Origin of the sequence: Ilumatobacter coccineus YM16-304, assembly GCF_000348785.1 — a bacterium.
Lineage (GTDB): Bacteria > Actinomycetota > Acidimicrobiia > Acidimicrobiales > Ilumatobacteraceae > Ilumatobacter_A > Ilumatobacter_A coccineus.
Genome location: NC_020520.1, coordinates 202,577 through 229,022 on the forward strand (window position 1 = coordinate 202,577; position 26,446 = coordinate 229,022).

General features: G+C 67.2%; 28 protein-coding genes. 11 read left to right on the plus strand and 17 right to left on the minus strand.

Translation table 11 applies throughout. The annotated features are described in order from the left end of the window. Positions 1-12 precede the first annotated feature (12 nt). The 4 genes from YM304_RS00925 to YM304_RS00935 all read right to left on the minus strand — a co-directional run bounded on the left by YM304_RS00925 (position 13) and on the right by YM304_RS00935 (position 3,199). A complete protein-coding gene (locus YM304_RS00925) occupies positions 13-2,196 on the minus strand; it encodes a molybdopterin-containing oxidoreductase family protein (protein WP_015439746.1) in 2,184 nt (727 codons plus the stop codon). Positions 2,197-2,306: 110 nt separating this feature from the next. After that, complete coding sequence (locus YM304_RS00930; RefSeq protein ID WP_015439747.1) at positions 2,307-2,534, minus strand: carboxymuconolactone decarboxylase family protein; 228 nt, start codon at positions 2,532-2,534, stop codon at positions 2,307-2,309. A 111-nt stretch (positions 2,535-2,645) separates the two neighbouring features. Next, positions 2,646-2,807 carry a hypothetical protein gene (locus tag YM304_RS24480; RefSeq protein ID WP_015439748.1) on the minus strand — a complete coding sequence of 54 codons (162 nt, stop codon included), beginning with the start codon at positions 2,805-2,807 and terminating at the stop codon, positions 2,646-2,648. Further along, on the minus strand, positions 2,804-3,199 hold the full coding sequence (locus YM304_RS00935; RefSeq protein WP_015439749.1) for a carboxymuconolactone decarboxylase family protein: 396 nt from the start codon (positions 3,197-3,199) through the stop codon (positions 2,804-2,806). The genes YM304_RS24480 and YM304_RS00935 overlap by 4 nt, the downstream gene beginning before the upstream one ends. A 154-nt stretch (positions 3,200-3,353) precedes the next feature. On the opposite strand from YM304_RS00935, the gene YM304_RS21645 reads away from it, so the two are divergent. Further along, positions 3,354-4,130, plus strand: coding sequence for an SDR family NAD(P)-dependent oxidoreductase (locus tag YM304_RS21645; RefSeq protein WP_015439750.1), 777 nt, complete (start codon positions 3,354-3,356; stop codon positions 4,128-4,130). A gap of 19 nt (positions 4,131-4,149) precedes the next feature. Here the strand turns inward: YM304_RS21645 and YM304_RS00945 are convergent, their stop codons facing one another. The 3 genes from YM304_RS00945 to YM304_RS00955 form a co-directional block, all read right to left on the minus strand. Beyond that, on the minus strand, positions 4,150-5,457 hold the full coding sequence (locus tag YM304_RS00945; protein ID WP_041297873.1) for a cytochrome P450: 1,308 nt from the start codon (positions 5,455-5,457) through the stop codon (positions 4,150-4,152). Between the two features lie 156 nt (positions 5,458-5,613). Next, the gene (locus YM304_RS00950) at positions 5,614-7,158 is read right to left on the minus strand and encodes a cytochrome P450 (protein WP_041297874.1); all 1,545 of its coding nucleotides are present in this window, start codon (positions 7,156-7,158) and stop codon (positions 5,614-5,616) included. Between the two features lie 82 nt (positions 7,159-7,240). Further along, complete coding sequence (locus tag YM304_RS00955; RefSeq protein WP_015439753.1) at positions 7,241-7,942, minus strand: TetR/AcrR family transcriptional regulator; 702 nt, start codon at positions 7,940-7,942, stop codon at positions 7,241-7,243. A 125-nt stretch (positions 7,943-8,067) separates the two neighbouring features. Here YM304_RS00955 and YM304_RS00960 point away from each other — a divergent pair, with 125 nt between their 5' ends. Beyond that, positions 8,068-8,598 (plus strand): nitroreductase/quinone reductase family protein, encoded by a 531-nt coding sequence (locus tag YM304_RS00960; RefSeq protein ID WP_015439754.1) that lies wholly within the window; start codon positions 8,068-8,070, stop codon positions 8,596-8,598. A gap of 166 nt (positions 8,599-8,764) precedes the next feature. Here YM304_RS00960 and YM304_RS00965 read toward each other — a convergent pair whose 3' ends face one another. Beyond that, positions 8,765-9,364 carry a hypothetical protein gene (locus YM304_RS00965; RefSeq protein WP_015439755.1) on the minus strand — a complete coding sequence of 200 codons (600 nt, stop codon included), beginning with the start codon at positions 9,362-9,364 and terminating at the stop codon, positions 8,765-8,767. Positions 9,365-9,657: 293 nt separating this feature from the next. Between YM304_RS00965 and YM304_RS25640 the strand changes: the two genes are divergently transcribed. Beyond that, on the plus strand, positions 9,658-10,047 hold the full coding sequence (locus YM304_RS25640; RefSeq protein WP_051071251.1) for a type II secretion system protein: 390 nt from the start codon (positions 9,658-9,660) through the stop codon (positions 10,045-10,047). Positions 10,048-10,156: 109 nt separating this feature from the next. After that, positions 10,157-10,585, plus strand: coding sequence for a competence type IV pilus major pilin ComGC (locus YM304_RS21650; protein ID WP_154723249.1), 429 nt, complete (start codon positions 10,157-10,159; stop codon positions 10,583-10,585). A gap of 72 nt (positions 10,586-10,657) precedes the next feature. On the opposite strand, the gene YM304_RS00980 is transcribed toward YM304_RS21650, so the two are convergent. The 4 genes from YM304_RS00980 to YM304_RS00995 all read right to left on the minus strand — a co-directional run bounded on the left by YM304_RS00980 (position 10,658) and on the right by YM304_RS00995 (position 12,347). Continuing rightward, positions 10,658-10,894 carry a TlpA family protein disulfide reductase gene (locus YM304_RS00980; protein WP_015439758.1) on the minus strand — a complete coding sequence of 79 codons (237 nt, stop codon included), beginning with the start codon at positions 10,892-10,894 and terminating at the stop codon, positions 10,658-10,660. Positions 10,895-10,963: 69 nt separating this feature from the next. Continuing rightward, positions 10,964-11,284 (minus strand): hypothetical protein, encoded by a 321-nt coding sequence (locus YM304_RS21655; RefSeq protein ID WP_051071252.1) that lies wholly within the window; start codon positions 11,282-11,284, stop codon positions 10,964-10,966. Positions 11,285-11,434: 150 nt separating this feature from the next. Continuing rightward, positions 11,435-11,860 (minus strand): VOC family protein, encoded by a 426-nt coding sequence (locus tag YM304_RS00990; protein WP_015439760.1) that lies wholly within the window; start codon positions 11,858-11,860, stop codon positions 11,435-11,437. Positions 11,861-11,921: 61 nt separating this feature from the next. Further along, complete coding sequence (locus YM304_RS00995; RefSeq protein ID WP_015439761.1) at positions 11,922-12,347, minus strand: PaaI family thioesterase; 426 nt, start codon at positions 12,345-12,347, stop codon at positions 11,922-11,924. Positions 12,348-12,395: 48 nt separating this feature from the next. Here YM304_RS00995 and YM304_RS01000 point away from each other — a divergent pair, with 48 nt between their 5' ends. From YM304_RS01000 to YM304_RS24485, 6 genes are all read left to right on the plus strand, one after another. Beyond that, complete coding sequence (locus YM304_RS01000) at positions 12,396-13,625, plus strand: NAD(P)/FAD-dependent oxidoreductase (protein ID WP_015439762.1); 1,230 nt, start codon at positions 12,396-12,398, stop codon at positions 13,623-13,625. A 112-nt stretch (positions 13,626-13,737) separates the two neighbouring features. After that, complete coding sequence (gene lon / locus YM304_RS21660) at positions 13,738-16,287, plus strand: endopeptidase La (protein ID WP_015439763.1); 2,550 nt, start codon at positions 13,738-13,740, stop codon at positions 16,285-16,287. A 103-nt stretch (positions 16,288-16,390) separates the two neighbouring features. Beyond that, a complete protein-coding gene (locus YM304_RS01010; protein WP_015439764.1) occupies positions 16,391-17,632 on the plus strand; it encodes an aspartate aminotransferase family protein in 1,242 nt (413 codons plus the stop codon). 41 nt (positions 17,633-17,673) lie between these two features. Next, positions 17,674-18,144 carry a MarR family winged helix-turn-helix transcriptional regulator gene (locus YM304_RS01015; protein ID WP_015439765.1) on the plus strand — a complete coding sequence of 157 codons (471 nt, stop codon included), beginning with the start codon at positions 17,674-17,676 and terminating at the stop codon, positions 18,142-18,144. Between the two features lie 147 nt (positions 18,145-18,291). Further along, positions 18,292-19,473, plus strand: a complete 1,182-nt coding sequence (locus tag YM304_RS01020; protein WP_041298576.1) for a thiolase family protein — start codon at positions 18,292-18,294, stop codon at positions 19,471-19,473. Between the two features lie 291 nt (positions 19,474-19,764). Next, positions 19,765-19,941: a hypothetical protein gene (locus tag YM304_RS24485; protein WP_154723250.1), complete on the plus strand. Its 177-nt coding sequence runs from the start codon at positions 19,765-19,767 to the stop codon at positions 19,939-19,941. A 105-nt stretch (positions 19,942-20,046) separates the two neighbouring features. Here the strand turns inward: YM304_RS24485 and YM304_RS01025 are convergent, their stop codons facing one another. Beyond that, complete coding sequence (locus YM304_RS01025) at positions 20,047-20,361, minus strand: hypothetical protein (protein WP_015439768.1); 315 nt, start codon at positions 20,359-20,361, stop codon at positions 20,047-20,049. 147 nt (positions 20,362-20,508) lie between these two features. Here YM304_RS01025 and YM304_RS01030 point away from each other — a divergent pair, with 147 nt between their 5' ends. Next, complete coding sequence (locus YM304_RS01030) at positions 20,509-21,099, plus strand: anthranilate synthase component II (protein WP_015439769.1); 591 nt, start codon at positions 20,509-20,511, stop codon at positions 21,097-21,099. Between the two features lie 77 nt (positions 21,100-21,176). Here YM304_RS01030 and YM304_RS01035 read toward each other — a convergent pair whose 3' ends face one another. The 4 genes from YM304_RS01035 to YM304_RS01050 form a co-directional block, all read right to left on the minus strand. Beyond that, entirely contained in the window at positions 21,177-21,824 is a 648-nt protein-coding gene (locus YM304_RS01035) for a response regulator transcription factor (protein WP_041298579.1), read from the minus strand. A gap of 8 nt (positions 21,825-21,832) precedes the next feature. Continuing rightward, complete coding sequence (locus tag YM304_RS21665) at positions 21,833-23,329, minus strand: sensor histidine kinase (protein ID WP_154723251.1); 1,497 nt, start codon at positions 23,327-23,329, stop codon at positions 21,833-21,835. A 77-nt stretch (positions 23,330-23,406) separates the two neighbouring features. After that, positions 23,407-25,644: an ABC transporter permease gene (locus YM304_RS01045; RefSeq protein ID WP_015439772.1), complete on the minus strand. Its 2,238-nt coding sequence runs from the start codon at positions 25,642-25,644 to the stop codon at positions 23,407-23,409. Then, on the minus strand, positions 25,641-26,423 hold the full coding sequence (locus YM304_RS01050; protein WP_015439773.1) for an ABC transporter ATP-binding protein: 783 nt from the start codon (positions 26,421-26,423) through the stop codon (positions 25,641-25,643). The genes YM304_RS01045 and YM304_RS01050 overlap by 4 nt, the downstream gene beginning before the upstream one ends. Positions 26,424-26,446: the final 23 nt, after the last annotated feature.

Consider the following 26,446-nt stretch of genomic DNA (forward strand, 5'->3'; position numbering starts at 1 on the left):
CAAGCGGCGCGGTCAGCCGACGAGGGCGGATTCGGAGATGGGTTCGACGCTGACGGGGATCGCCGACTGGATCGCCTGGCCGGTGATGGTGCAGTAGCCGTTCTCGACATCGATCAACCGGTTGGTCGGCGACCCGATGTCACGGACCTTCTCGTCGGTGCCGGTCGACGACCCCCAGCTGTGGGCCATCGAGATGACGGAGCGTCGCACGTCGGGCGCAGCCTTGACCACACCGACCAGTTCGGCGTGCGGCGAGGCGATCTTGACGAGGTCGTCGTCGACGATGCCGAGCTCATCCATGTCGGCAGGGTTCATGTACGCGTAGTTGGTCGAGTTCTTCCGTTGGAGTCCGGGAAGCTCGCGACCGAGCGAGTTGAGGTGCGACTTGAGCCGACGGCTGATGAGACGGAACGTGTGCACGTCGGGATCGAACCCACGCATCACTTCGGCCGACGTGGTCTCGTTGCGGACGTCGGCGAGCTCCTCCATGTGGTCGCTCAGCGCGATCTGGAACCGGCCGCTCGCATCGGGATCGGCCGGTGCGATCGTGATGGCGTGCTCGGGAACCAGAGTGCCGTTCTTCGCTCGCACCTCGTCGAGAGGAACGCGCGACTTCGCGTAGACGAGATCGAGCACCTCGTCGTCAGTCGGTCGTGAGCCGTCGGCGTTGCGGTGTGGGATGGGCCCGCCCGCGAGGGTGATGTCGACGCCGAGGCGTTCGGCGATCTCCCAGTAGACCTCCCAGTCGTTGAGCAGGTCACCCTCGGGTTCGACGACGGCCGGCGTGTAGCAGGCGTACGGCTGGCGGAACCAACGGTCCATGAACGGCGGAACATCGGCGCGTTCGAGCGACAGGCGTGGAGCGAAGACGTAGTCGGCGAAGTCGGCCGTCTGAGTCATGCGATGGTCGATGACGATCAACAGCTCGAGCGCTTCCATCGCCTCGAGCGACTTGGTCTGGTCGGGCCACGCGGCCACCGGGTTACCACCGTTGACGATCAGCGCTCGGACCTGTTCGGGTCCGGGGGTGATGATCTCCTGCGCGAGCGTCGCGCAGGGCATCTCGCCGTTGTAGCCGTGCAGTTCGCGGAAGCGACTCTGCGGGCCCTTCGGGTTGCCGAACGGGCCGATCACCTGGGCTCGCTTCGGCGCGGCGGGCGGGAGCAGACCGCCGGAATCCATCTGCTCGCCTTCGCGCAGGAACCGGCCACACAGCACGTTGAGGCTCAGCGAGAGGTGTTCCATCAGGCTGGCGTGGGGCGACATGCTCGGGCCGGTGCCCGAACCGCTCGCGCCGGTCGGGCCGGCGGCGAACATGCGGGCGGCCGCCACGATGTCGTCGGCGTCGACCCCGCAGCGCTCGGCGGCGTAGGCAGGTGTGAAGTCGTCGACCGCGGCGCGGAGCTCGTCGAGATGGCCGGGCTCGACCCAGCGGTCGCAGAACTCTGCGTCGTGGAGATCCTCGGCGAGGATGACGTGGATGAGCGAGGCGAGCAGCGCCGGATCCTCGCCGGGCTTGACCTGCAGGTGGATGTCGGCTTGGCGTGCGAGTTCGGTCTTGCGCGGGTCGATGACGATGACCTTCAGACCCTCTTCCTTGCGGAGCCGGAGCGTCTGGAACGGGTCGGTCCCCTGCAGCCCGCCGTAGGGCGCATAGCTCGACACCATCGGGTTGTAGCCGATCGCCAGCATCACGTCGGCGGTGCTGAAGTTCTGCGGGCCGCCCTCCCACATGCCCATGCGCATCGGCGCGGTTGCCTTCATCGGCTGGTCGATCGTGACCGACGTGTAGTAACTGATCGATCCGATCGCCCGGTGGAACGCGGCAGCGGTGGGGTGCGACGGCGCGTTCTGGTAGCCGCCGGTTCCGGTGTACGACGCCACGGCGCGTGGCCCGTGCTCGTCGATGATCGCCTGGAGTTTCGCGGCGACCTCGTCGAGTGCGTCGCTGCTCGCGATCTCCTCGAGCGTGCCGTTCGGGTTGCGCTTGAGGGCGGTGCGAAGGCGAGCCGGGTCGTGGATCTGGTCGGGGAGTTGGCGACCCTTCACGCAGGTGTAACCCTTGAAGAGCGGGTCGTCGTCGACGCCGGTGATCTTGACGACGCGTCCTTCGTCGAGGTGCACGTTGACGGGGCACGCCGCGTGGCAGATGCGACAGAACGATCGCTCGACGGTCTCGCTGGTCTGCTTGGTCATGGTGTCCTCCGATGGCTTGATCCGAGCGTAGGTCGCACCCCTCGGCGCGAATCGAGACGAGCGGCGCGAGCTGTCGACATCGGCGTATGCCGAGGTTCAGGGGTGACGGCTCAGGAGCCCGGTCGGATCCAGTTGCCGTCGGCGTCGAAGGACAGATCGGTCAGCTCGCCCGGAACGACCTCTCGGTCGGTGCCGAGCGCGACCGGCACCTTCTGATAGCTCCACTTGAGCACGTCGAGCGACAGCTCGATGATCTGCTCACGCGAGTAGTGCTGGTGCAGACGCTGCCGGAGTTCGGGGGTGACGCCCGCCGGGTCGATGATCAGCGCGTCGGCCAACTCCAGTGCGACGAGTTGCGCTTCGGTGAGGTCGGGGTCGTTCGACGTGAGTTGTGCGACGAGGTCTTCGTCGAGTCCGTGCTGCTTGGCAACTGCCGAGCGGAGCGACAGTCAAGTGTGGCAGTCGTGATACGTCGCGCAGCGGAGTCGGACCAGCTCGGTGGTGATCGGATCGATGGCGTCGTTGCGAACGGCAGCGGCGGCGAACTCCATGAGCGCACCGACGAGCGCTCGGTCGGGTCGTGCGTCGGCGCCGATGCGTGCCGATCTCACAGCACGCCTCCCAGGACGAGTTCGAGGCTCATGCGCTGCTCGATGACGAGGAGCGCGTTGACGAACGTGGCGAACGCCGAGTCGTCGAGGTGCGCTCGTAGCGCGTCGGCGTGCGCATCGGTGAGCGAGGAGACGTCGACGACGTACTGCTCGGTGAAGTCGAGTGCGGCGCGCTGCACGTCGGTGAGCGTGGTCGACGTCGGCCAGGCCGAGAGTTCTCGTCGGTCGTCGTCGGTCAGCGAGTCGAGCGTGGGTTGGTGACGAAGGAGCATCGCCATGCGATCGCGGCACAGCGCCAGCAGTTCGGAATCGGTGGCTTCCCACGCTGCGGCATAGGCAGCATCGAGCGCGGCGAGCGCATCGGTGTCGGCCAACCACTCGTCGAGTTCCATGGTCGCGACCGTACGCGACCGACCCTCTTCGTCGTCGACCGGAGTCGTCGATCGTGTCCGAGTGGCGCGCCGATGCTTCGGTCGGAGCTGTCGACCTCCGGATCGGTACGGTCGCTCGGGGGTCGTCCGTCTCGATCCCCGAAGGGGGAGACTGGTGGACACACTCGCAGGACAGGTCGCCATCGTGACCGGCGCAGCCCAGGGCATCGGGCGTGCGATCGCCGAGCGGCTCGTCGACGACGGGTGCGTGGTGGCGGTCACCGATCGACAGGAATCGGTGCTCGACGTCGCCGCGGAGATCGGCGCGACCGGGTTCGTCGGCGACGTCGCCGACGCAGCGCACGTCCGCTCAGTCGTCGACGGGACGGTTGCTGCACACGGCTCGATCGACGTCCTGATCAACAACGCGGGCGAAGTGAAGAAGTCGGGTCCGGCCGACGACTGGGCCGATGCCGAAGCCGACTTCGACCGGTTGTTCGACTCCAACACGAAGGGTGCATTCCTGTTCGGCCGCGCCGTCGCCCCGATCATGGCCGACGCCACCCGAGGTTCGCTCGGCGGCAACATCGTCAACATCTCGACCGATCACGTCAAACCGTGCCCCGACTGCGACCGTCATCACGGGCACGGCGCCATGGACATCTACAACGCCGCGAAGTGGGCGCTGAACGGGTTCACCTTCGACTGGGCGAAGTCATTGGCGAAGCACCGGGTGCGCGTGAACAACATCTGCATGGGTGCCACCGACACCGAGATGATCCGCAACTACTTCCGAGGCGATCCCGATCCGGAGTACGTCGCGAAGTGGATGACACCGGCGCAGATCGCGCAGATCGTGTCGGAGCTGCTCGCCGAAGGCCGCGACGGTCGCACGGCCAACAGCATCGGTCTGTACGCCGGCTACGACTGTGTGATGCCCCCGCCCGAGTGACGCGCCCGGCGACTCCGGATCAGCGGAGGCGGACGGGAAGTCGCCAGCAGGTGTACATCTCGCCGAGGCGCAGCGAGCGCATGGTGGGCTCGGCGCCGTCGGCCAGATCGAGGACGGGCCAGCGCTCGAGCAACCGGGTCGACGCAGCGACCGCGACATCACGCGTGATCGCGTAGATCGATCGCGGTCGTTCCTTGGGCACCGCAGGATGGATCGACGGCTTCCCCATCCCGAACGCGATGCCCGACGGGAGTCCGTCGGCGCGGTACTGACCGCGCGGTTCGCGCTGGCACAGATCGCGCCGACCGACCACGAAGTCGTCGGGATCGCTGAAGGCGCGTGGGTCGCGGTTCGCCGCCGCTGCCGACAGATGGACGAGCGCGCCGTCGGGTAGCAGGCGTCCGAATCGCTCGACCTCGCGGCGGGCGTAGCGCTCGGCCGACTGGACCGGGGGGCTGTGCCGAAGCGCTTCGAGCCAGGCGAACTTCATCAGCCGCGGGTCGGCGCGGACCCGGTCGAGTTGTTCGCGATGCGTGAGGAGTAGGCACCAGAGGTTGGCGAGGCCGCCGTGCAGCGTCTCGTGGTCGGCTTCGACGACGGTGGCGACGACATCGGTCGGCGTGGGAGGTCGTTCGCCGAGGTCGAGTCGGGCGATCGCGCTGATGAGGTCGTCACCGGGTTCGTGCCGACGACGTTCGAAGAGCGGTGTGACGAGGTCGACCATCTCCTCCCACGCGGCGGTGGCGTCGACCTGCGCGACCGGGTCCCATCCGAGGCCACGTTGCAGCCTCCAGGTGAGCGCGGCGAACCGAGTGAGTTGTTCGGCGTCGAGGTCGAGGACGGCTCCCCAGAGTTCGAGCGGCAGCCGCGCCGCGAACTCGGTGGCGAGATCGCAGGCGGGCGTGAGGTCGGCGAGGCATCGTTCGATCGCAATGTCGAGTGCGTCGTCGATGCGGGTGGCGTGTGCGTCGAGCACGGCAACGTGGCTCCACAGGTCGCGGCCGCGGTCGGCTGAGGAGCCGACGATGCGTGATCGTTTCGGCCGGGTCTCGAAGTTGGCGTCGTCGACGAACACCGACGTGACGTCGTCGTAGCGGGTGAGCCAGAAGCGGTTGTTCTTCCAGTCGCGGTAGCACGGGTAGTTTTCGCGCAGGACGCCGAGGGCTCGGTACGGGTCGGTGAGCATCTCGTCGTCGACGAGCTCACGGGGTGACACGAGGTTGGTGGTCTCTCCCACACGCTCGCGCTGGAACACTTCGTACGTTCGATACCCCGCCGCCGGCAACGGTTCGTCGTCGTGCTGGTTCGTATACGCAGCGTCACTCATGTGCGGGCCTGGCAGTGGTGTCGCCGGCGTTCTGCATGCCAACGGCCGCTGTTGCGTTGTCGGGTCCGCGGGCGTCATGCATGTGCGGGCCTGACGGTGGTCTCGCCGGCGTTGTGCATACCAACAGCCGATGTCGCATTGTCGGGTGTCAGAGCGTCACTCATGTGCGGGCCTGGCAGTGGTGTCGCCGGCGTTCTGCATACCAACGGCCGATGTATCGAAGCGGAGCCAGAGTTCTCGGATGGCTCCGAGTCCGATCGGGGCGAGTTCGATGCCGTCGACATCTGCCGTCGGGTTCTTCGGCATGCGGTCGGTCTCGATGCGGACATTCCGCAGTACGGGAGCGAGGAGTTCGGATCCGATCGCCGCTTCCTGGTGGGAGATCCAGGCGCCGGGGCAGAGGTGTGGGCCGACGCCGAACGCCATGTGGCTGTAGCGCCCGTCGCCGTCGGGACCGCCACCGTCGTGGCCGGAGCGGAGGATCTTCTCGCTGTAGAGATCGGTGCGAAAGATGTCGAAGCGCTCGGGGTCGGCGAAGATCCGGTCGTCGTGGTTGGCCGACACGTCGACCATGTTGATGAGCGAGCCGGCGGGGATGGTGACGCCGTGCAGTTCGATGTCGAACGTGTTGTGGCGTGGTTGCCCGCCGATCGATGTCGAGTGGCGCAGCATCTCGTGGAACGCCGCGTTCCAGATGCTCGGGTCGGCGCGCACCTGCTCGAACTGGTCGGGGTGTTGGAGGAGCAGGTACCAGAGGTTCATGATGGCCCCGCGGGTGGTCTCGCCGCCGCCGCCGACGACGAGTGCGGCGAACGAGGTGATCTCCTCGGTCGACATGACGTCGCCGTCGATCTTCGAGTGGCACAGCTCGGAGATGATGTCCATGCAGATCTCGTTGCCCGCCTCGTCGTAGAGGAAGGTCGGGGTGGTCCGCCGCTCTTCGACGAGCGATTCGAGGTACTGCTCGAGATCGTCGCGGGCGACGAGTCCGTCGTGGTGGGTGTCGCTGCCGCCGAGCCCCGACATCATCGCGTCGTACCACCACGTGAACTGCTCTCGCATGTCTTGGGGAATGCCGAGGACCTGTGCGACGACGCTGATCGGGAACTCGTTGGCGAAGCAACGCCCGAGTTCGATGAGCGCGGTTCCCGACTCGTGGTCGATCTCGATGCGGCTGCCGTGCTCGCCCGGCGCGTTCTTCGGATGGTCGGGGTCCCACCACTCGGCGATGAGTTCGTCGGCGATGTCGCGCAGCGCGTGGAGCCGTTTGGTGAGGGCGGCGCCGACGAGGTGGCGGCCGTAGATGTTGCGGCGGCGACGGTGTTCCAGGCCGCTCAACTCGAGTTGGGTGTTGCCGAGCACGCCCGACGACGAGCCCTTCGGGATGGTGTTGAATCCGATCTCGTCGAAGTAGCCGGCGGTGATGTCGGCGTAGCGGGTGACGTAGTAGCAGTTGTGCAGTCGGTCGTGGAACACCGGATGGTGGTCGCGCATGATCCGGTAGTACGGGTACGGGTTGCGTTGGAACTCTCGGCTGTCGAAGATGCGCGGGTCGATCAGCGGGGTGCCGTCGGGGGACGTGCCCATGTCGACCGCTTGGCCGATCGGCATCGTCGGGAAGCGGCGGCGCGCTCCCGAGTCGTCGCTCGTCGGTGTGAGGTCGAGCACCGTGTCGAGCACGGCGTTGAACGGGTTCGTCATACGTCAACTCCCAGTCAGGTCGTCGCGCCGACCGTAACGCTCGCCCCTCGTCCGACGCTCGTCGGAGCGCGTGCTCGTCGGTTCAGCTGAGCCCGATGACTCCTGCGAGTCGACGCGCCGCCGTCTCGAAGAGGGCCTCGTGGTGGGTGACGACGCCGCGTGTCTGGTTGAAGAGCTCGAAGCTGACCAGGCCGAACAGTTGGCTCCACGCGATGAGCACGTCGAGCACGACGGTGTCGTCGACGTCGAGATCGACAGCGGATCGGAGGGTGGCGAAGTCGGCGGCGAGATCGGCGCCGACGTCGATGGGAGCCGATCGCCTCGTCGCCAACTGCCGGTTGCGGCGCGCATCGGCGACGATCGCAACGAGGGCGCGCGTCGCCCGCGTGCCCGACACGGCGGTCTGTTCGGGGGCCGCGTAGCCGGGCACCGGCGAGCCGTAGAGCAGCGAGTACTCGTGCGGGTGGTCGAGCGCCCACGAGCGGATGGTGAGCGCGGCACTCACCCACCGGGCCTCCGCCCGCTCGTCTGCGGTGGCTGCGGTGTCGGCCTCGACTGCGTCGCCGAGCGAGTTGTAGGCGTCGTCGATCAGCCTCGTGAGCAGTTCGTCTCGACTCGCGACGTAGCGGTAGATGGCCGACGACACGATGCCGAGTTCGCGGGCGACCGCCCGCAGCGACAGCGCGGCGGCACCGACCTCGGCGAGTTGCTCTCGACCGACCCGCATGATCTCCCGGTTCATGTCGATGCGCGCTTGCGCTCGTGAGGTCGGTTTCGTTGCCACCGCTGCAGTGTGACATACACCGAGCCAGAAAAGAGAGCAGTGCTCTTGCTTTTTCGCTGGTGGGGGTGTTGAGTGTGAATCAACGAAACGAGAGCACCGCTCTTTAAACGATGAGGAGCAACCAGATGAACGAGACCAACAGCAGCGCCAGGGCCGCCACGACCGTGATGACCGCCGCGCCAGCGGCATCCGAATCGACGCAGGCCGTCGAGCGCTACCTCGAGCCCGACAAGCTGACGAAGCGGCTCGCCAACCCGATCGTCGCCGGGCTCACCCGACTCGGCATCAGCGTCCGAGGGTCGCGGGTGCTCGAAGTGCAGGGGCGGGTGAGCGGGGAGTGGCGGGAGGTGCCGGTCAATCCACTCGCTCTCGACGGGCGTACGTACCTCGTGGCGCCGCGCGGGCACACCCAATGGGTCCGCAACCTCCGCGTGGCCGGCACGGGCCGCCTCCGCCGAGGCCGTCGCCGCACCGTCTTCACCGCGACCGAACTCGCCGATGCCGACAAGGCTCCGATCATCCGCGCCTATCTCGCCGAGTGGGCGTTCGAGGTCGGCAAGTTCTTCGACGGCATCACGAAGGACTCGTCCGACGACGAACTCCTCGCCGTCGCCAGCGGTTTCCCGGTGTTCGAGATCCACATCGCAGAAGACTGAGTTGACACCTCACCGAGTCGGACGTGTCGAGGCGAAAACGCACGAGGTGCCAGGCGTGCCGTCATCGGTCGTGTCGACCGGACGGTGCTGGCACCTCGTGATTGCACTCGCAGGTTCGGATCGGGTCCTGCGATGCGTGTGTTTCGGGCGCGTTGCCCGATGGGACTCAGATGATCGAGAGGCCGCCGATGGGCTCGTTCGAAGCGGGCGGGGGAAGGATCGCGTCGCCGGGGGCCGAGTCGTCGGTTGCGCCGTCGAGCGTGGCGTCGGCGTGGGTGCCGGATTCCGCAGCGTGGCCGGCGTTCGTCTGAGGTTCGAAGAGTGCGGTGATCGCGTCGGCCAGGGCCTTCTGGCGGGCCAGGCACTCGTTGAGGCCGTGCTTGATCTCGGCGACGCTGCGCTCGAGCGTGTCGAGTCGGGCGGCGACGTCGGGGGCGGTCCATGCGGAGCCGGCGGCCGGGGCGGCGGTGCCTGATGCTTCGATGCGATCGGCACGCTCGCGCTCGATCAGCTCGGTCATGCGACGTTCGGTGCGCTCGGTGGCGTGCTTCGCCTCCGACCGAGCGGTCTCGATCTGTTCCTGAGCGATCTGTGCGTACGCGGCCATCGACGTGAACTGGCTGCTGATCTGTTGCTCGACCTGCGTGACTCGATGGTGGAGGTCGTCGACCCGCACCACTTCTGCCGCAGCTGCTTCGTCACCGAAGAACTGCTCGACGCCGAGGTCGTTGTCGATCTCGTCGATGTCTCTTGTCTTACCGAACATGTTGTTCCTACTCGTGGGTGTCGATCCGATTGTGTTGCCTCTGCCCTCACACACGTGCGTGGGCATGTAAGAGGCATCGGGCGCGCGGCGGATCGACTTGAGCCCAAATTGATTCTTGGGAATCGGGAGCCCTCTGAGCTGGGGCTAAACATTTTCGGCAAAGTTTTTTCGGAAAACCGTTCAAGGTTCTCAGCGCCTGGACCGAAACATTCAGTGCGCTACGGGAGATGTTCTCACGGAGCCATCTACAACAACTCCAATTGAGATTCATCAGCGGAAGGAAACGCAGAATCATGAACAAGAACCAGGACAAGGGATTCACCCTCGTCGAACTCCTCATCGTCATCGTCATCCTCGGCATCCTCGCCACGGTCACCGTGTTCGCAGTTCGCGGCATCACCGACCAGGGCCAGGAGAACGCTTGCGCAGTCGAGCGTCGCACCCTCGATACGGCCATCGAGTCGTACTACGCTCAGAACCAGAGCGACCCGGCCACGCTCGGCACCAACGCCGCTCCCGGCGATCTGGTCCCGGACTTCCTGAAGACCGACGTCAACACGGCGAACTGGACCTTCGTGAGCACGGCTGGTCCCGACGGCATCGCCGGCAACGGCGACGATCTCGACACCGCTGTGTTCCTCGCCGTCACCGCTGCCAACGACGGAGCTTGCGAAGGCGCCTGATCGACTGATCAGTCGTCTCTGACGAACAGGTGAAGGAGCCCCGCCGAAAGGCGGGGCTCCTTCCGTTTTCGGCATTGATGCGAATGGTCAGGGTCCAAAAGGAACCAACATGCTTCTTCAACATTTCCTCAAGAGACCGGCGAGATCTGCCGATCAATTGCGCATGAACGAGTACGACGCTATCGAGGTGACACCCGCCGTGAAGCGGGCACCATTCGACCGAGGCTTCTCCTTGGTCGAGATGCTGATCGTGATCGTCGTGCTCGGCATCCTCGCCACGGTCGCGGTGTTCGCCGTGCGCGGTACGACCAGCAACGCCGAGTCCCAGGCGTGCCAGTCCGAACTCAAGAGCCTCAACACGATGGTCGAAGCGCACTTCGTGCGCACCGGTGAGCGCACGATTGCGCCGACCGGCGTGACCGACGATCGGTTCGAGATCACCTTGGTCGACGCGCAGATCATGCGCTCGGTGTCGGCGAACTACCACATCGATGCCGATGGTGAGGTCACGCCCGTGGCGGGAACGATCTGCGACTGAGCGTCTCCGGAACGTCCTCGACCGCCGACCACTCGCGCTACCTACGCGTGAGCGGTCGGCGGAGTGATGGGCTCAGCCGGCTCGAGATTCGGCGGCGAGCTGCAGGACGTCGTCCTCGGGGAACGGGCCGATCCAGCCGGTGATCGGCGTGCCGTCGGCTGCCAGCAGCACTGCTGACGGCTGCGACTGGATGCCGATCTCGATCCACGTCTCGAACGATTCGTCCCACAACATGGTGAACGAATCGGTGCCGTAGTCGTCGACGAAGGCATGGGCATCGTCGAGGTTGTCCTGTGTGCCGAGGCCCACAACGATCAGTTCGTCTTCATGATCTCGAGCAAACTGCTCGACGCCGGGAGCTTCCCGGCGGCAGATCGATCAATGCGGCGCCCACATCCACAACAAGACGGGCTTGTCCTGCGGGACGAGGTTGCGGAAGTTGACCTTGCGATCGTTGGTGAGGTCGTCGACGACCACGCTCGGGAGCTGGTTGGTGTCGATCTCCGCCGACGGGAGCACCTCGGCTCCGACCAGGTCGACGAACCCGGCCCCGACGGCCGTGGCCGCCACGTCGGCGGGTACCTCGGTGCCAGTATCGGTCTGGGTGTCGGGTGATGCTTCAGGCAACGCCTCGTCGGTCGACGCGTCGTCCCCACCGCACGCGGCGAACAGCATCGTGCCGGCCAGGGCGCCCGCCATGACTCGGCGTCGCGCTCGACTGACTGATCGAGATGGGTGCGTACTCCGCATGTGCGCCATCATTGCGCCCCGATCACGTCGAGCGTCGGTGACGAATCGCTGTTCTCCGAACGTTTCGCGTCCCGTACCCGCCGAATTCGCCGGCTGATGTCAGTGCGCGAAGACCTGCGCGTCGTCGGCGAACGCCTTGAACTCGAGTGCGTTGCCCGACGGGTCGTGCAAGAACATCGTCGACTGCTCTCCGACTTCACCGACGAAGCGCGTGTGGGGCTCGATCACGAACGAGGTGCCCGCCGCCGTCAGGCGTTCCGCGAGTTCTGCCCAGGCATCGGGCGTGAGCAGCACGCCGAAGTGAGGGACCGGCACCGCATCCCCGTCGACCTCGTTGGTGAGCCCGGCCGGACCGGGATGGTTGGTGTCGAGGTGTGCCACGAACTGGTGGCCGAACAGATCGAAGTCGACCCAGTGATCGGCCGATCGCCCCTCCGGGCAGCCGAGTAGTTCGCCGTAGAAGGCGCGTGCCGCGGCGAGGTCATGGACGGGCATGGCGAGATGAAACCGTTGCAGCTCGGGCATCGTCCGAACTGTACGCCCTCCGTGGCGACACGCTGCGTCGAACGACGCAACGAAGCGACCGCTACGTCGACGGGGTGTGCGGCAGCATGTAGGTGCCCTGCGCGACCGCCGACGGCTTCGATTCGTCGGTCGTCCAGATGCTCACCGTTCCGACGACCGATCGCCGCCCGGCCACGTCGAGGGTCGCCTTCGCCCACAGCACGTCGCCGACCGCCGGGCGGATGTAGCGGATCGACAGCTCCGAGGTCATCGCCATCGGTTCGATTCGACCGACGCCGACGAAGGTGACGTACCAGAGCGCCGCGTCGGCGAGACCGAACTGAGTCGGACCCGACACGAAGCCGCCGGGCCGGATCTCGTCGGTGTGAACGTCACGACGAGCGATCGCGTAGTCGTCGCCCACCTCGAAGCACGTGTTGCCGGTGCCGGAGAACTCCCGATCGATCATCGCAGTGATCGCCTCGGCGGTGACGGGGTTCGTGCTCACCCTCCCGACGGTACGCCTCGACAGAGGCGCGCATGGCATCGTGTCGGAATGGCTGATCAGTTGGAACAAGTCGTGGTGATCGGAGCGTCGCTCGCAGGGTTGCGAGCCGCCGAGACCCTGCGGAGCGAGGGCTTCGAGGGGACGGTGACCGTGGTGGGCGCCGAGACGCACCGGCCATACGATCGCCCGCCACTGTCGAAGAAGTTGCTGGCCGGTGAATGGGAGCCCGATCGCATCCATCTCCGCCAACCCGATTCGTTCGACGAACTCGACGTCGAGTGGAAGCTCGGTGTCGCCGCGTCACATCTCGACCTCGACGCACGCCGGGTCGACCTCAGCGATGGAACCTCGCTCGACTTCGATGGTTGCATCATCGCGACCGGCGCCGGGTGTCGGCGACTGCCCGACCAGGGTCGACACGCGCACGTCCACGAGGTCCGCACGGTCGATGATTCGATGCGCTTGCGTGCCGAGATCGCCGACGGTGGTCGACACGTCGTGGTGATCGGTGCCGGGTTCATCGGTCTCGAGGTCGCCGCCACCGCCAAGCAGTTGGGCAACCAGGTGACCGTGCTCGAGGGGGCGTCGGCGCCGCTCATCCGTGGCCTGGGTGCCGAGATGGGCGCCGCGATCGGTGCGATGCACGAAGCCAATGGCATCGACATCCGCTGCGACGTACGCGTCGATCGGCTCGACCCTGCCGGCGTGCTGCTCGAGGGCGGCGAGCTCGTCGAGTCCGACGTCGTGGTGGTCGGCATCGGAGTGGTGCCGGCGACGAAGTGGCTCGACGACAGTGGCCTCGAGATCCGTGACGGTGTGGTCTGCGACGAGACCCTGCTGGCGTGGCGGACCGATGGTTCGCCTGTGCCCGGCGTGTACGCGGCCGGTGACGTGCTGCGTTGGCCGAACGCGCTCTTCGGTGAGGAGATGCGCATCGAACACTGGACGAACGCAGCCGAGCAGGGGGCCGCAGCCGCGCGCAGCATGCTCGCAGTCGCCGCGGGCGAAGCTCCCGAGCCGTACGCGCCGATTCCGTTCTTCTGGAGCGATCAGGCCGACATCCGCATCCAGTTCCTCGGCCGGGCCGCCGACGACGACGAGGTGCTGGTCGGCGCCGGGTCGATCGCCGACGGCAAGTTCCTCACTCTCTACGGACGTGAGGGCAAGCTGCACGGTGCCCTCGGGGTCAACGCCCCGCGCTGGGTGATGCCGATCCGCAAACTGCTGCTCGCTGGCGCGAGCTGGGACGAGGCCGTGGCTCACGCCGCCACCCTCTGACCACACCGGACGGTTTGTCTCAGAGACAAACCGTCCGGCAACACATCGACTGCGGTCAATATTCCGATGTTGAGTGGTTGGCACTCAAGAAAAGTGAATCTAGTGTGTCTCCATGTCCAACACGGAGACACTCACCCGCTTTCCCCTCGTTCACCTGCCGAGCCCCGTCCTGCCCGGGGCCACGGTCACCATCGCCATCGCGTCCGACGCCGTTCGAGTCGCGATCGAGGCGGCGCGAGCCGCCGACGGTCGGCTGCTGCTGACCGGCGGTGCCGAGCGCACGCTCGGCGTCATCGCCACCGTCCCCAACGTCGGCAACCTGCCGACGGGTGAGCCGGCGGCGATCATCAAGGTCGATCGGCGGGCGCGCATCCTCGCAGTGCACGAGTCCGACTCGAACGATCTGGAGCCCACGGCCACGTTCGCCGACGCGGAGTTCCTGATCGATCAGCCGACGAGCGGTCGTGTCGAAGCGGCGACGCGTGAGTTGCGGGCGGCGCTCGAGCTGATCGCCGAGCTTCGTCGCTCACGTCGTCTTCCCGAGATCCTGCGCACGATCACCGATCCGGGTGCGCTGGCCGACGCGGTCGCGCTGTGGGCGGAGTTCGGCGACGACGATCGGCTGCGCGTGCTGCAAGCGGTCGACGTGTCGGACCGTGTCGACGCGATCCACTCGTGGGCGCGCAACCACCTCAACGAGTTGCAGGTCGCCGAGACGATCCGCAACGACGTCAGCGAGGGCATGAACAAGCAGCAGCGCGAGTTCTTGCTTCGTCAGCAGCTCAACTCGATCCGCAAGGAGCTCGGCGAGGGCGACGACGATGTCGTCGGCGAATACCGCGCCAAGCTCGACGAGCTCGATGCGCCCGACGTGGTGAAGAACTTCGTCGCGAAAGAACTCGATCGGTTCGAGCGGATGAACGAGCAGTCGCCGGAGCACTCGTGGGTGCGGACGTGGCTCGACCGGATCTTCGAGATGCCGTGGGGTGAGCGGAGCGACGACGAACTCGACCTGGCGAAGGCGCAGGAGATTCTCGACGCCGATCACTACGGCCTCGATGACGTGAAGGAACGCATCATCGAGTTCCTCGCCGCCCGCAAACTCCGCCACGACCGTGGCCTCGACCGCTGGCGCGGAACGAACGGAGCAAAGCGAGGAAACGAAGAGGCGAGTGAGCAAACCAGCGATGACGTCGCGCCGGGCGCCGGGAGCGCCAGCGACCAAGCCTCGGGTCACGGCCGTCCAGATTCGGATGGCAGTAGCCCGACGTCAGGCCGTGACGATCATGACGGCGCCAGCGACCAAGCCTCGGGTCACGGCCGTCCAGATTCGGGTGGCAGCAGCAAGCCGTCAGGCCGTGACAATCAACGCGGCGAGGGCAATGTCATCACGCTGGTCGGGCCTCCCGGTGTGGGCAAGACATCGCTCGGTGAGTCGATCGCTCGGGCGATGGGTCGCGAGTTCGTGCGTGTCGCGCTCGGTGGTGTTCGTGACGAAGCGGAGATCCGCGGGCACCGTCGTACCTACGTCGGGTCGCAGCCGGGTCGTATCGTCCGGGCGCTGCAGGAGGCCGGCACCATGAATCCGGTCATCCTGCTCGACGAGGTCGACAAGCTCACCGCGGGTGGATGGTCGGGAGATCCGACTGCCGCTCTGCTCGAAGTGCTCGACCCGGCCCAGAACCACACCTTCCGTGACCACTACCTCGAGGTCGATCTCGACCTGTCGGAGGTGGTGTTCATCGCGACGGCCAACGTCGCCGACACCATTCCGGCGCCGCTGCTCGACCGCATGGATCTCGTGCAGCTCGACGGCTACACCGAGGCCGAGAAGCTGTACATCGCCAACCGGTACCTGTTGCCTCGTCAGATCGAGCGGGCGGGTCTGACCGAGGGCGAGTTGGTCGTCGACGACGAGCTCATCGGCTCGGTGATCCGTGGCTACACGCGAGAGGCCGGCGTTCGTTCACTCGAACGAGAGCTCGGGCGACTCGTCCGCAAGGTCACCTCGAAGGTCGCCACGGGCACCGAGACGCCGGTCGAGATCGACAACGAGCATCTGAGCGACTGGCTCGGCCGGCCGAAGGTCGACGATGAGATCCCGGAGCGCACCTCCGAGCCGGGCATCGCCACCGGTCTCGCGGTCACCGGTGTCGGCGGCGACGTGCTGTTCATCGAGACGACCGCGTTCCCGACCGGAGCCGACGCCGAACCCGGCCTCACCCTCACCGGTCAGCTCGGCGACGTCATGAAGGAGTCGGCACAGATCGCGCTCAACTACGTCCGTAGCCACGCCACCGAGCTGGGCCTCGACGACGACGCGTTGCGCCGTCGGTTCCACATCCACGTCCCGGCGGGAGCGGTGCCGAAGGACGGCCCGTCGGCGGGCATCACGATGACGACGGCGCTCGTCTCGCTGCTCACCGATCGGTCGGTCAAGTCGACGGTCGGGATGACCGGCGAGATCACGTTGCAGGGCCAGGTCCTGCCGATCGGCGGCGTGAAGCAGAAGGTGCTGGCCGCGCACCGGATGGGCCTCACCGAAGTCGTGTTGCCCAAGCGCAACGGTCCCGACATCGACGATGTGCCCGAGTCGGTGCGCAACGAGATGACCTTCCATCTCGCATCGACCTACGACGAGGTCTTGGCCGCCGCGTTCTGACCCCGAATCCCCCAACCTGGTTACATCGCTCCGGGAGCGATGTAACCAGGTTGGCCGGGGACCGTCCCTCGGTTCGGTCAGAGGCACCTCATAGGCTCTTGGGATGAGCTCCCCCGGTTCACATCTGTCCGGAGTGTGGTCGAAGGTCACCGATCTGCAGATCGAACGCGGCATCGGTTGCCGCGTCGTCGACACGAACGGCAACGAGTACCTCGACTTCACGTCCGGCATCGCAGCGGCGTCGACCGGCCACGCCCATCCGAAGGTCGTGCAGGCGATCTCCGAGCAGGCTGCCAAGATCGTGCACGCCCAGATCAACGTGTACCGCCACGACCTGCTCGATCCGTTGGCGACGAAGCTCGCCGAGATCACCCCCGACGGCCTCGACACCTTCTATTTCGACTCGTCGAGCGACGCGGTGCTCGAGGCGGCCGTCAAGCTCGCGAAGCACGCGACGGGCCGTCGCAACGTGGTGGTGTTCGACGGGGCCTTCCACGGCCGCACCCACTACACGATGGCGATGTCGAGCAGCCGGGCGATCGATCGTGAGGGATACGGACCGCTGCCGGCCGGCGTGTTGATCGCGCCGTTCCCCGATCCGCACGCTTCCGACCAGGAGGCCGAGGTCTCGCGGGCGCTCCGTGCACTCGACCGCATCTTCGCCACCCAGACCCCGGCCAGTGAGGTCGCTGCGATGGTCATCGAGCCCGTCATCGGCGAGCGCGGCTACATCCCCACGCCGAAGGTGTTCATCGAAGGGCTGGCTGAACGGTGCGCCGCCAACGGCATCCTGTTCGTCGCCGACGAGACGCAGAGCGGATTCGGACGCACCGGTCGCATGTTCGCGATCGAATCGCTCGGTGTCGTCCCCGACATCCTCTGCATGGCGAAGGGCATCGCGTCGGGCTTCCCGTTCGCGGCGTTCGGCACTCGGCGCGAACTCGACGACCAGTGGCGAACCGGCAGCCACAGCGGGTCGTCCAACGGCAACCCGCTCGGGTGTGCCGCTGCGCTCGCCACGATCGAAGTGCTCACCGAGCCGGGATTCCTCGACAACGTCAAGTCACGCGGTGACCAGCTCATCGATGCGCTCCGCGATCTGCAGCAACTCGACCAGGCACTCCTCCACGTGCGAGGACGCGGCCTGATGGTGGCGACGGAGTTCGACACCGCCGAACGAGCGCAGGCCATCGTCGAGCACTGCCTCACCGAGAACAAGCTGATCCTGATGACCGCCGGCACGCGCAATCGGACGATCCGTTGGATCCCGCCGCTCATCGCCACGTCCGACGACATCAACGAAGCGGTGTCGGCGTTCGCGTCGGCCATCCGCGCCACGGGCTGACCGGACGAGCGGCGAGCGCTGGCGCCTGGAGCTGATCGATCATGGCCCGTCTCGACGGACACCGCATCGAAGCCTGGCGCGAGCTGCAGACGCTGACGAGCCAGATCGAGCGAGCGATCGACGACGCCCTGCGCGCCGATTGGGACATTCCGCTCGGCTGGTACGACGTCCTCGGGTCGCTGCAACGGGCGGGTGGTTCGGCCCGTCCGCAAGCGGTCGCCGACGACCTCCGCCTTCCCCCGTCGAGCCTGAGCCGCCGGATGGACCGTCTGGAAGAAGAAGGCTGGATCGCTCGGACCCGCGCCGATCGTGACGACCGCCGAGCGATCGAGATCGAGCTGACCCGTACGGGCCGTCGCCTCTGGCGGGAGATGAGCGTGACGTACCGGCGCGCGGTCCAGGCGAACTTCGCCGTGCACCTCGACGACGACGAGATCGCGTCGGTACACCACCTGCTCGGCTTGCTGGCACCGTTGCACACCCCCGATCGGTCCGAGCCCGTCGACGACTGACGCCCAACAGCCGTCGGCGTGGGCGAGGTTCTGCTCCCACGGTTTGGGCAGACGGGGTGCGCTCGTCAAGACTGACGGATGGATCGACGTGGGGGCGCCGATCCGGACCGATTGGATCGAAGGAAGATGCCGACTCACCAGCGCTCGATGCGCGACGCCGTCATTGTCGACGCCGTACGAACACCCTTCGGGGCGCGAGACGGATCGCTCTCGCATTGGCATCCGGTCGATCTCGTCGCGGAGACCATGGTCGCGCTCGTCGACCGGACGGGCATCGACCCCGAGATCATCGACGACGTCATCCTCGGCTGTGTGATGCAGGTCGGCGAGCAGTCGATCAACATCGCCCGCAACGCCATCCTCGCCGCCGAATGGCCCGAGCACATCCCGGGCACGACGGTCGATCGTCAGTGCGGTTCGAGTCAGCAGGCACTCCACTTCGCCGCCCAGGGCGTGATGGCCGGCGCCTACGACGTCGTGGTCGCCGGTGGGGTGGAGGCGATGACGCGCATCCCGATGGGGGCGACGACGGCCGACGGAAAGTACGGCTTCCCCTTCGGCCCGTCGGTCAGCGCGCGGTACGCCGACCGAGGTGGTCTCGTGTCGCAGGGCATCGCGGCCGAGTTGATCGCCGACGAATGGGGCTTCAGTCGCCGCGACCTCGACGAGTACGGCCTGCGCAGTCAGCAGCTCGCACGACAGGCGTCGGAAGAAGGCCGGTTCGAGAACGAGATCATCTCGGTGTCGGGCGCCGACGGCGGCGCCGTGCTCCGTGACGGCGGTCTGCGCGACACGTCGCTCGACGAACTGTCACGCCTCAAGCCCTCGTTTCGGTCGGAGGCCGAAGGCGGTCGGATGACCGCCGGCAACTCGTCGCAGATCACCGACGGTGCCGCCTCGGTCTTGGTCATGTCGGCCGATCGCGCCGACGAACTCGGGCTCACGGCGCGTGCCCGGATCGTCGACTTCGCGGTGGTCGGCGACGACCCGCGGCTCATGCTCACCGCGAACATCCCGGCGACGCGACGCGTGCTCGAACGCTCGGGTCTCACACTCGACGACATCGACCTGTTCGAGGTCAACGAAGCGTTTGCCTCCGCGGTGCTCGTCTGGCTGCGCGAACTCGGTGGCGACGACCCCGACCTGATCGACCGCGTCAACGTCAACGGTGGGGCCATCGCGCTCGGACACCCGCTCGGAGCGTCGGGCGCTCGACTCACCTCCACACTGCTCAACGAACTCGAACGCACCGGTGGGCGCTACGGCCTCCAAGTCATGTGCGAAGGCGGCGGCATGGCCAACGCCCTCATCATCGAACGCCTGGCCTGAGCGGCGCCAGATCTCCTTCTCGCTGCGTTCCGTGAGCTCGTCGTGTACGGCCAGTACTCCTCCTCGCGATGCGCCTTGCGGGAAGAAGATCTGAACACCGCTCAGCAAGCTGACGTCAGAATCCGGGTTCGTTGCCGCAGCGTCTGCATGGCGGCATCGCCGTGGGGCGATCGGGGGGAAGGGCGGCGGTACGCTGCGGTCATGCCTGCTGCTTCGACCGTTCTCTGGGTTGGCTGCGGGCTGCTTTTCGGCGTCGTTCTGTGGAAAAGTGGAATCGGGATGCTACGGAGCATGACACAACTTCCTCCCGAGCCTCCGCCGACCGGTGAGCTCCGCAAGGTCAAGCGCAATTATCGCTGTGACGTATGTGGCGTAGAGCTCAGAATGACCATGGCCCCCGACGAGGACCCACCGCCGCCGAAGCACTGCCTCGAGGAAATGACCGAAGTCGCGCCGCTCTACGACTGAGTTGTCCACAGGAGTGTGGACAAGGAAGCGCGAGTGAGAACTCGGTGAACAGGGGTTTCCCACAGAGTGGGAGATCGTGTGCTCAACGAGTGAGCGAGCGGGAAATCATTCCCACTTCGTGGCGGCCCACAGGCCACCGAGAATCGCCACGAGCCCGATCAGCGTGGGGATGTTCGACCCGGTCCAGATGAGGTACCGAGCCATGATCATCAAGCCGCCGCCGACGAGCAGCGCGACCATGATGATCGGGATCCAGTTCGGCGGGATCAGCTGCCGACGGGAGGTCTTCGGGGTGTAGCGCGATGACGCCGCGACCGCAGGTGCGTCGTCGGACTTGGGCGCGGTCACGCGGCTGTTGCCGGGCTGCGTCCCCTTCGGGGTGACTCGTCCGCCACCGGTCTTTCGCTTCGGGGGTGCCATCAGTCAGGCATCGTAGCCCAAAGCATCACGAACCAGAGACTGTCGCTCGATCGCGGCCCGAGCCGGACGACGCGATGCCGCCAGCGCGTCGCGCCGAATCCGCGAATCGCTCGCGACGCGGCGGCCGACATCAGGCAGACTTGCCCGATGCGCGTGCTCGTCATCGACTCCTACGACAGCTTCGTCTACAACCTCGTCCAGTACCTCGGCGAACTCGGAGCGGAGCCGATCGTGGTGCGTAACGACGAGGTCACCGTCGACGAAGCCCTCGCGATGGCCCCCGATGGTGTGCTCCTGTCACCCGGGCCGGGGCGACCCGAGACGAGCGGCATCATCTGCGATGCCATCGGCGCGTTCGCCGCGAACGGCACACCGGTGCTCGGCGTGTGCCTCGGACATCAGGCGATCGGTCACGTGTACGGAGCCGACGTCGTCGGTGCGCCCGAGTTGATGCACGGCAAGACCTCGCAGATCGAGCACGGCGACGTCGGTGTGTTCGCTGGACTTCCGTCGCCGCTGACGGCCACGCGGTACCACTCGCTCACGCTCGCACCCGACTCGATCCCCGACGTCCTCGAAGTGACGGCACGCAGTCACGACGGCGTCATCATGGGCGTGCGACATCGCGACCTCGACGTCGAGGGTGTGCAGTTCCACCCGGAGAGCATTCTCACCGCCGCCGGACACGACCTGCTGCGCACCTGGCTGACGCGCCTCGGCTCCAACGCACCGGCCTGACCGGCACGCTCTGACCGTCACGCCCACCGGCACGCTCTGGTCGTCACGCTGCGGTCGGTGGCGTCTGGGCCGTGGGCTCAGCGGTCGCCGAGGTAGTGCAGCACGGCGAGGACGCGCTTGTGGGCGTGCTCTTCGTGAGCGAGGTCGAGCTTGGTGAACACGTTGGTGATGTGCTTCTCGATGGCGCCCAGCGACACCACCAACCGCTCGGCGATGCCGGAGTTCGACAGCCCTTCGGCCATGAGCCCGAGCACTTCGAGTTCGCGCGGTGTCAACCGGTCGAGTTCTTCGTGGCGTCCGGATCGCCCCAGCAGTTGACGAACCACATCGGCGTCGACCGCGCTCCCGCCTCCAGCGACGCGGCGAACGGCGACGATGAAGTCCTCGACGTCGACGACGCGATCCTTGAGCAGATAGCCGACGCCCGTGGTGTCGCCGGTGAGGAGGTCGGCCGCGTACCGCTCCTCGACGTACTGCGACAGCACGAGTACGGCGACCTTCGGGTGTTGGGCTCTGATCGCGAGCGCCGCCCGGATGCCTTCGTCGGTGTGCGTGGGCGGCATGCGCACGTCGACGAGGGCGATGTCGGGAGCGTGCTCGGTCACCGCGTCGAGGAGGTCGCTCGCGTTGCCCACGGCGGCGACCACGTCGATGTCGCCGTCGCCGAGCAATCGCACGACGCCGTCGCGCAGGAGCACCGAGTCGTCGGCGACGACAGCGCGGATGGGGTCGGTCATGCGGAGGGTCCTTCTGGTGCGTCTGGTCGCCGTGAAAGCGTGTCGGTGGCGGGTGCGTCGGTGAGTCGTGGCCGCCGGATGGGAATCACGGCGGTCAGTGTGGTGGGTCCGCCGGTCGGGGAGTCCACCTCGAACACTCCGTCGACCCCGGTGACCCGAGCGGCGATGCCGGCCAGGCCACTCCCCGATGAACGTGTGGCGTCGGCACCTCCTCGGCCGTCGTCGTGCACGACGATCCGGATGGCCGGCAGCAGACCGGGTTCGTCGTGCACGCGCACCGACGCGGTGCGTGCTCGCGCGTGCTTGAGGACGTTGGCGACCGCTTCGTTGACGACGTAGTAGCTGGTCTCGGCGACGTCGGTGGGGAGTTCGTGGGTGGTGGCCACGTCGACCGAGATCGGAATGGGTGCGTTGGCGACGACGGCCGACAAGGCGGCGTCGAGCCCCCGGTCCGACAGCACCGCCGGGTGCAGGCCACGGCCGATCAGCCGCAGCTCACCGATCGACCCGCGCACCTTGTCGCGGGCCTCGCCCAGCAGTTCCTTGGCTCCCTCGGGGTCGGCGTCGAGTCGTGCGTGCGCCCGACCGATGTCGATGCCCAGCGCGACGAGTTGTTGTTGCACGCCGTCGTGGAGGTTGCGTTCGATGCGGCGTCGCTCGGCCGCCACGGCGTCGAGGATCTGCTCGCGTTGCGTCGACAGCTCCTCCACACGTTCTTCGAGGCGTTCACTCGGGTCGGGGCCGAGAAACCACGCCGAGAACGACACGGCGACGTCGGCGACGAACCGAGTGAAGCGCGGCCCCACTCCGAGCAACGCGGCACTGGCGAGGAGCCGACCGATCGAGAACGATCCGAACCCGAAGGGGCCACCGAGCAGCAGGCTCCACGGCAGGAAGCCGATGACGAAGAAGACGGGGCCGCTCACTAGCGACACGAGCAGGAACGACACCTGTCGCCACCGGTTGGCGTCGTGGAGCCGGGTGCTGATCGCCGACCATCCCAGTCCGCTCGACGGGTCGAGACGTCGGGCAGGGACGGTGTTGCTGACCCACGAGGCGAGATGACGGTGGACTGCGGTGAGCGCGTCGACGAACGCAAACGCGGGGACGACGAGCAGAAGACCGATGCCAACGGCCATGAGCGCCGAGGTGGTGGCGACCGTGGCCACGGTGAGCGCGAAGAAGACCGGCCCGAGGACGAGTCCGACGAAGAGGTACGCCAGCGCCAGCCACGACTGTGCTTCGAGCACCGGCCGGTACCACCACTCGATCGCTTCGGGCAGGGTGTCGAACGGCCACTCGATCCCCTTGCCGGTGATCGGGTTCGCACGGTTCTCGGCATGCCGGTTCTCGGCAGCACGGTTCTGGCTAACACGGTTGTCGACGGGGCGATCGTCGGCTCGCGGTGGGTCGAGCTGTCGACGCGAGGGATCGGCACGGCCGGCTGGTGCCGACGCGAGTGGAGCCGAGGTCTCGTCACCGATTGCGTCCACCGACTCATCATCGCACTTCGATCGCACGACGTGTTCGGACGGCGTCGACGACGAGCTGCTCCCCGCTCCAGCTGTGATCACGCGCTGCCCCGGAGCGTGAGCGCCACCGGTCGTCGGGTGGCGGTCCGCACCATGGTGAGGGCGAGCAGCATCGATCCGATCGCCACCACCGCCACCACGACGGGGATCACCCCGCGGGCGAAGGTGAAGCCGATCTCGACCGCGTTCGACACCTCGAACGATCGGGCGATCGCCCGCCCGCCGAAGTAGCCGCCGACGAGGCCGATGGCCAGCCCGCCGACGAGGAGTGCTCCGAGTTCGGCGATGACGAGCCGGAACACGTGACGGCGGCGGCCGCCGATCGCCTGCAGCGCGGCGAACTCGTGCCGGCGTTCGTACAGGCTCACCGCAAGACCGGAGGCGACCGCGAGTCCGGCGACCGAGACGACGACGAGACCGATGGCGCCGAAGATCAGCAGCACCGCGTTGCGGCCGGTGTCGTCGGCGGTCAGCTCGTCGAAGTACGTGACCTCGACGACGCCGCCGAGTCCCAGGTCGGGCAGCTCCGAAGCCCCGCCGGGCGCCGACGAGTAGATGCGGTTGACGAGGCCGGGGCCACCGAGGTCGCTCGCGAGTTCGTCGATGTCGACGTAGATCTCGCGTCCGCGGTTGGGGTGGAGCCCGCTGATCTCGTATCGATGGGTTCCCGATGCGAGGAGCACGTCGATCTCGTCGCCGAGTTCGAGGTCGAGGTGTTCGGCGAACCCGGCCGAGACGACCGCTTCGTCGGCGGCCTCGAACCAGCGGCCGCTGCGCACGTCACGATCGACCATCTCGGTGTCGGCGACGAAACCGAAGACGTCGATCTCCCAGTCGAAGGCGCTGGCCCCGACGACGATGCCCGGTTCGCTGGTGGGGTCGCCGTCGACCACACGCGGGTCGATGTCGAGGCCGGGGCCGGCGACCGAGGTCACCGTCGACCAGCGCCACGGCTCCAGTTCGGCGTCGTTGAAGTCGGTGATCGTGGTCGCCATCGAGCTGACGATCATGAGCGCGGCGACGGCCGCGCCGATCTGCGTGGCGATCGCCAGCGACCGGGCTCGCCGTTGCACCCCGTTGCGGAGCGCCGAACGACTCAGCAGTCCGCCGAGCGGGACCCGAGCCGCGATGCGCTCGCTCGCCCGGCGGCCGAACGGTGAACCATTGCGATCGCGGAGTGCGGTCGCGAGGGGCAGCTTGGTGACGCGACGCGCGGCCCGCGCCGCGACGAGCCGAGCACCGACGAGCGCGAAGGCGGCGCTCGCCACCATCACCGGAACCGACACGGCGATGCCGGGGGTGAGACCGACGAACTCCTGGAGCACCAACCTGGCGATCACGTTCGACAGCACGACGCCGAGCGGCACGCCGAGCACGACGGCTGCGGCGGCGATACCGAGCGCCAAGCGACGGAGCCGGCGCCGCAGCGCTCGCGGGGGCGACCCGAGCGCACGCATGATCGCGACTTCCCGGGTGCGTTCGATGACGAGCGTGTTGGTCGTGGAGGCCAGTAAGACGAGGCCGACCAGCCCGGCGACGATGCCGAGGAGGCCGATCAGCATGCTGATCTGCTCGATCTCCGCTTCGACCGGGTGGATCCCGTCGGGGATCGTCTCGGGCAAGTGGGTGAGCGCGATGCCCTCCGCTGCGAGTGCGGTCCGCACGTCGTCGACCGTGGCGCTCAGCGATGCCGAGTCGGTGTCGACGGTCGACATCGCCACACGGTTGATGCCGGTGAGCGTGCTCACGTCGCGGGCGCCGTCGAGCGTGGTGAACAGCACGTCGGAGTCGACGAAGAAGCTGGTTCCTCCCAGACCGACGACCTCGAACGACGCGACGTCGCCGTCGACTCCGATGACGTCGACCACGTCGCCGATGGCAGCGCTGCCTTCGGCGACGATCGCCTCCGACGGGCGGTCGGGGAGTTCTCCGCTCGTGGCTCGGACGATGTCGATCTGTTGGCGGCCGAGGTCGAGCCCGACCACGGTGACGGCGCCGCCGTCGACGAGCGGTGCTTCGATCACGATCTGCGGTTCGACGTGATCGACGTTGTCGACGGTGGCGAGCAGGTCGGCTACGGGCACCGCTCCGGTGTCGGTGGTGCCGGCGATGATGTTGGCGACGCCGTCGCGTTCGGCCGCGTCGCGCAGCGAACTCGTCGCCACCGTCGGGATGGCGAACACGCCGATCGCCGCCACCGCGAGTGCCAGCGCGAAGACGCTGGTGAGGATGCGGCCCGGCGAGCGCCGCACGGTTCGGAACAGTCGCCGGATCATCGTGCGCCCGATCCTGCGAGGGCAGCCGGCGCGTCGGTGGGGTGCGCGCCCGGCTGGACCAGCGGCGCCAGCAGGAGGTCGACGCCCGATGCGGTGTGCATCGTGACCCGACCATCGACCATGCCGATGCGTCGGTCGGCGCCATCGGCGATCGCCTCGTCGTGCGTGATCATCACGACCGTCGTCCCGTCGTGTGCCTCGCGAGTGAGCAGCGCCGCGATCTGTTCGCCCGCGGCTCGGTCGAGGCTGCCGGTGGGTTCGTCGGCGACGATGAGCTTCGGGCGGGTCACGATCGCTCGCGCCACGGCGACCCGTTGCTGTTCGCCACCGCTCAGCTGGCTCGGGAGGCGTTTCGTCTTCTGGCCCAACCCGACGGCGCACAGCATCTGCGCGCTGCGATGCAGCCGTTCGCGCCGACCGATCTTCGTGCCGCTCAGCTTCAGCGCCAACTCGACGTTCTCGACGGCGGTCAGCGTCGGCAGCAGGTGGAAGTCCTGGAAGACGATGCCGACCGTGCGTCCGCGCCAGCGTGCGAGCGCGTCGTTGCGCATCTGGTCGATGCGTTCTCCATCGACCACGAGCGACCCGGAGGTCGGCTGATCGATGCCGGCGATCAGCGCGCCGAGCGTCGACTTGCCCGAACCCGAGGGTCCGGTGATCGCGACGAGTTCGCCGTGGCCGATCGAGAGGTCGACCTGGTCGACGCCGAGTTGTGCACTGTCGCCCGACCCCCATCGACGGGTGAGATCGCGGGCCGAGATGAGAGGTGTTCGTTCCATGCACCGATCGTGCGCGGAACGGT

What these genes read in the sequence shown, in the direction of transcription:
- YM304_RS00925 (WP_015439746.1), bottom strand. Translation starts at nt 2,196, where the DNA reads ATGACCAAGCAGACCAGCGAGACCGTCGAGCGATCGTTCTGTCGCATC.
- YM304_RS00935 (WP_015439749.1), bottom strand. Translation starts at nt 3,199, where the DNA reads ATGGAACTCGACGAGTGGTTGGCCGACACCGATGCGCTCGCCGCGCTC.
- YM304_RS00945 (WP_041297873.1), bottom strand. Translation starts at nt 5,457, where the DNA reads ATGAGTGACGCTGCGTATACGAACCAGCACGACGACGAACCGTTGCCG.
- YM304_RS00950 (WP_041297874.1), bottom strand. Translation starts at nt 7,158, where the DNA reads ATGACGAACCCGTTCAACGCCGTGCTCGACACGGTGCTCGACCTCACA.
- YM304_RS00960 (WP_015439754.1), top strand. Translation starts at nt 8,068, where the DNA reads ATGAACGAGACCAACAGCAGCGCCAGGGCCGCCACGACCGTGATGACC.
- YM304_RS00965 (WP_015439755.1), bottom strand. Translation starts at nt 9,364, where the DNA reads ATGTTCGGTAAGACAAGAGACATCGACGAGATCGACAACGACCTCGGC.
- YM304_RS25640 (WP_051071251.1), top strand. Translation starts at nt 9,658, where the DNA reads ATGAACAAGAACCAGGACAAGGGATTCACCCTCGTCGAACTCCTCATC.
- YM304_RS21650 (WP_154723249.1), top strand. Translation starts at nt 10,157, where the DNA reads ATGCTTCTTCAACATTTCCTCAAGAGACCGGCGAGATCTGCCGATCAA.
- YM304_RS21655 (WP_051071252.1), bottom strand. Translation starts at nt 11,284, where the DNA reads ATGGCGGGCGCCCTGGCCGGCACGATGCTGTTCGCCGCGTGCGGTGGG.
- YM304_RS00990 (WP_015439760.1), bottom strand. Translation starts at nt 11,860, where the DNA reads ATGCCCGAGCTGCAACGGTTTCATCTCGCCATGCCCGTCCATGACCTC.
- YM304_RS01000 (WP_015439762.1), top strand. Translation starts at nt 12,396, where the DNA reads ATGGCTGATCAGTTGGAACAAGTCGTGGTGATCGGAGCGTCGCTCGCA.
- lon (WP_015439763.1), top strand. Translation starts at nt 13,738, where the DNA reads ATGTCCAACACGGAGACACTCACCCGCTTTCCCCTCGTTCACCTGCCG.
- YM304_RS01010 (WP_015439764.1), top strand. Translation starts at nt 16,391, where the DNA reads ATGAGCTCCCCCGGTTCACATCTGTCCGGAGTGTGGTCGAAGGTCACC.
- YM304_RS01015 (WP_015439765.1), top strand. Translation starts at nt 17,674, where the DNA reads ATGGCCCGTCTCGACGGACACCGCATCGAAGCCTGGCGCGAGCTGCAG.
- YM304_RS01020 (WP_041298576.1), top strand. Translation starts at nt 18,292, where the DNA reads ATGCGCGACGCCGTCATTGTCGACGCCGTACGAACACCCTTCGGGGCG.
- YM304_RS24485 (WP_154723250.1), top strand. Translation starts at nt 19,765, where the DNA reads ATGACACAACTTCCTCCCGAGCCTCCGCCGACCGGTGAGCTCCGCAAG.
- YM304_RS01025 (WP_015439768.1), bottom strand. Translation starts at nt 20,361, where the DNA reads ATGGCACCCCCGAAGCGAAAGACCGGTGGCGGACGAGTCACCCCGAAG.
- YM304_RS01030 (WP_015439769.1), top strand. Translation starts at nt 20,509, where the DNA reads ATGCGCGTGCTCGTCATCGACTCCTACGACAGCTTCGTCTACAACCTC.
- YM304_RS01045 (WP_015439772.1), bottom strand. Translation starts at nt 25,644, where the DNA reads ATGATCCGGCGACTGTTCCGAACCGTGCGGCGCTCGCCGGGCCGCATC.
- YM304_RS01050 (WP_015439773.1), bottom strand. Translation starts at nt 26,423, where the DNA reads ATGGAACGAACACCTCTCATCTCGGCCCGCGATCTCACCCGTCGATGG.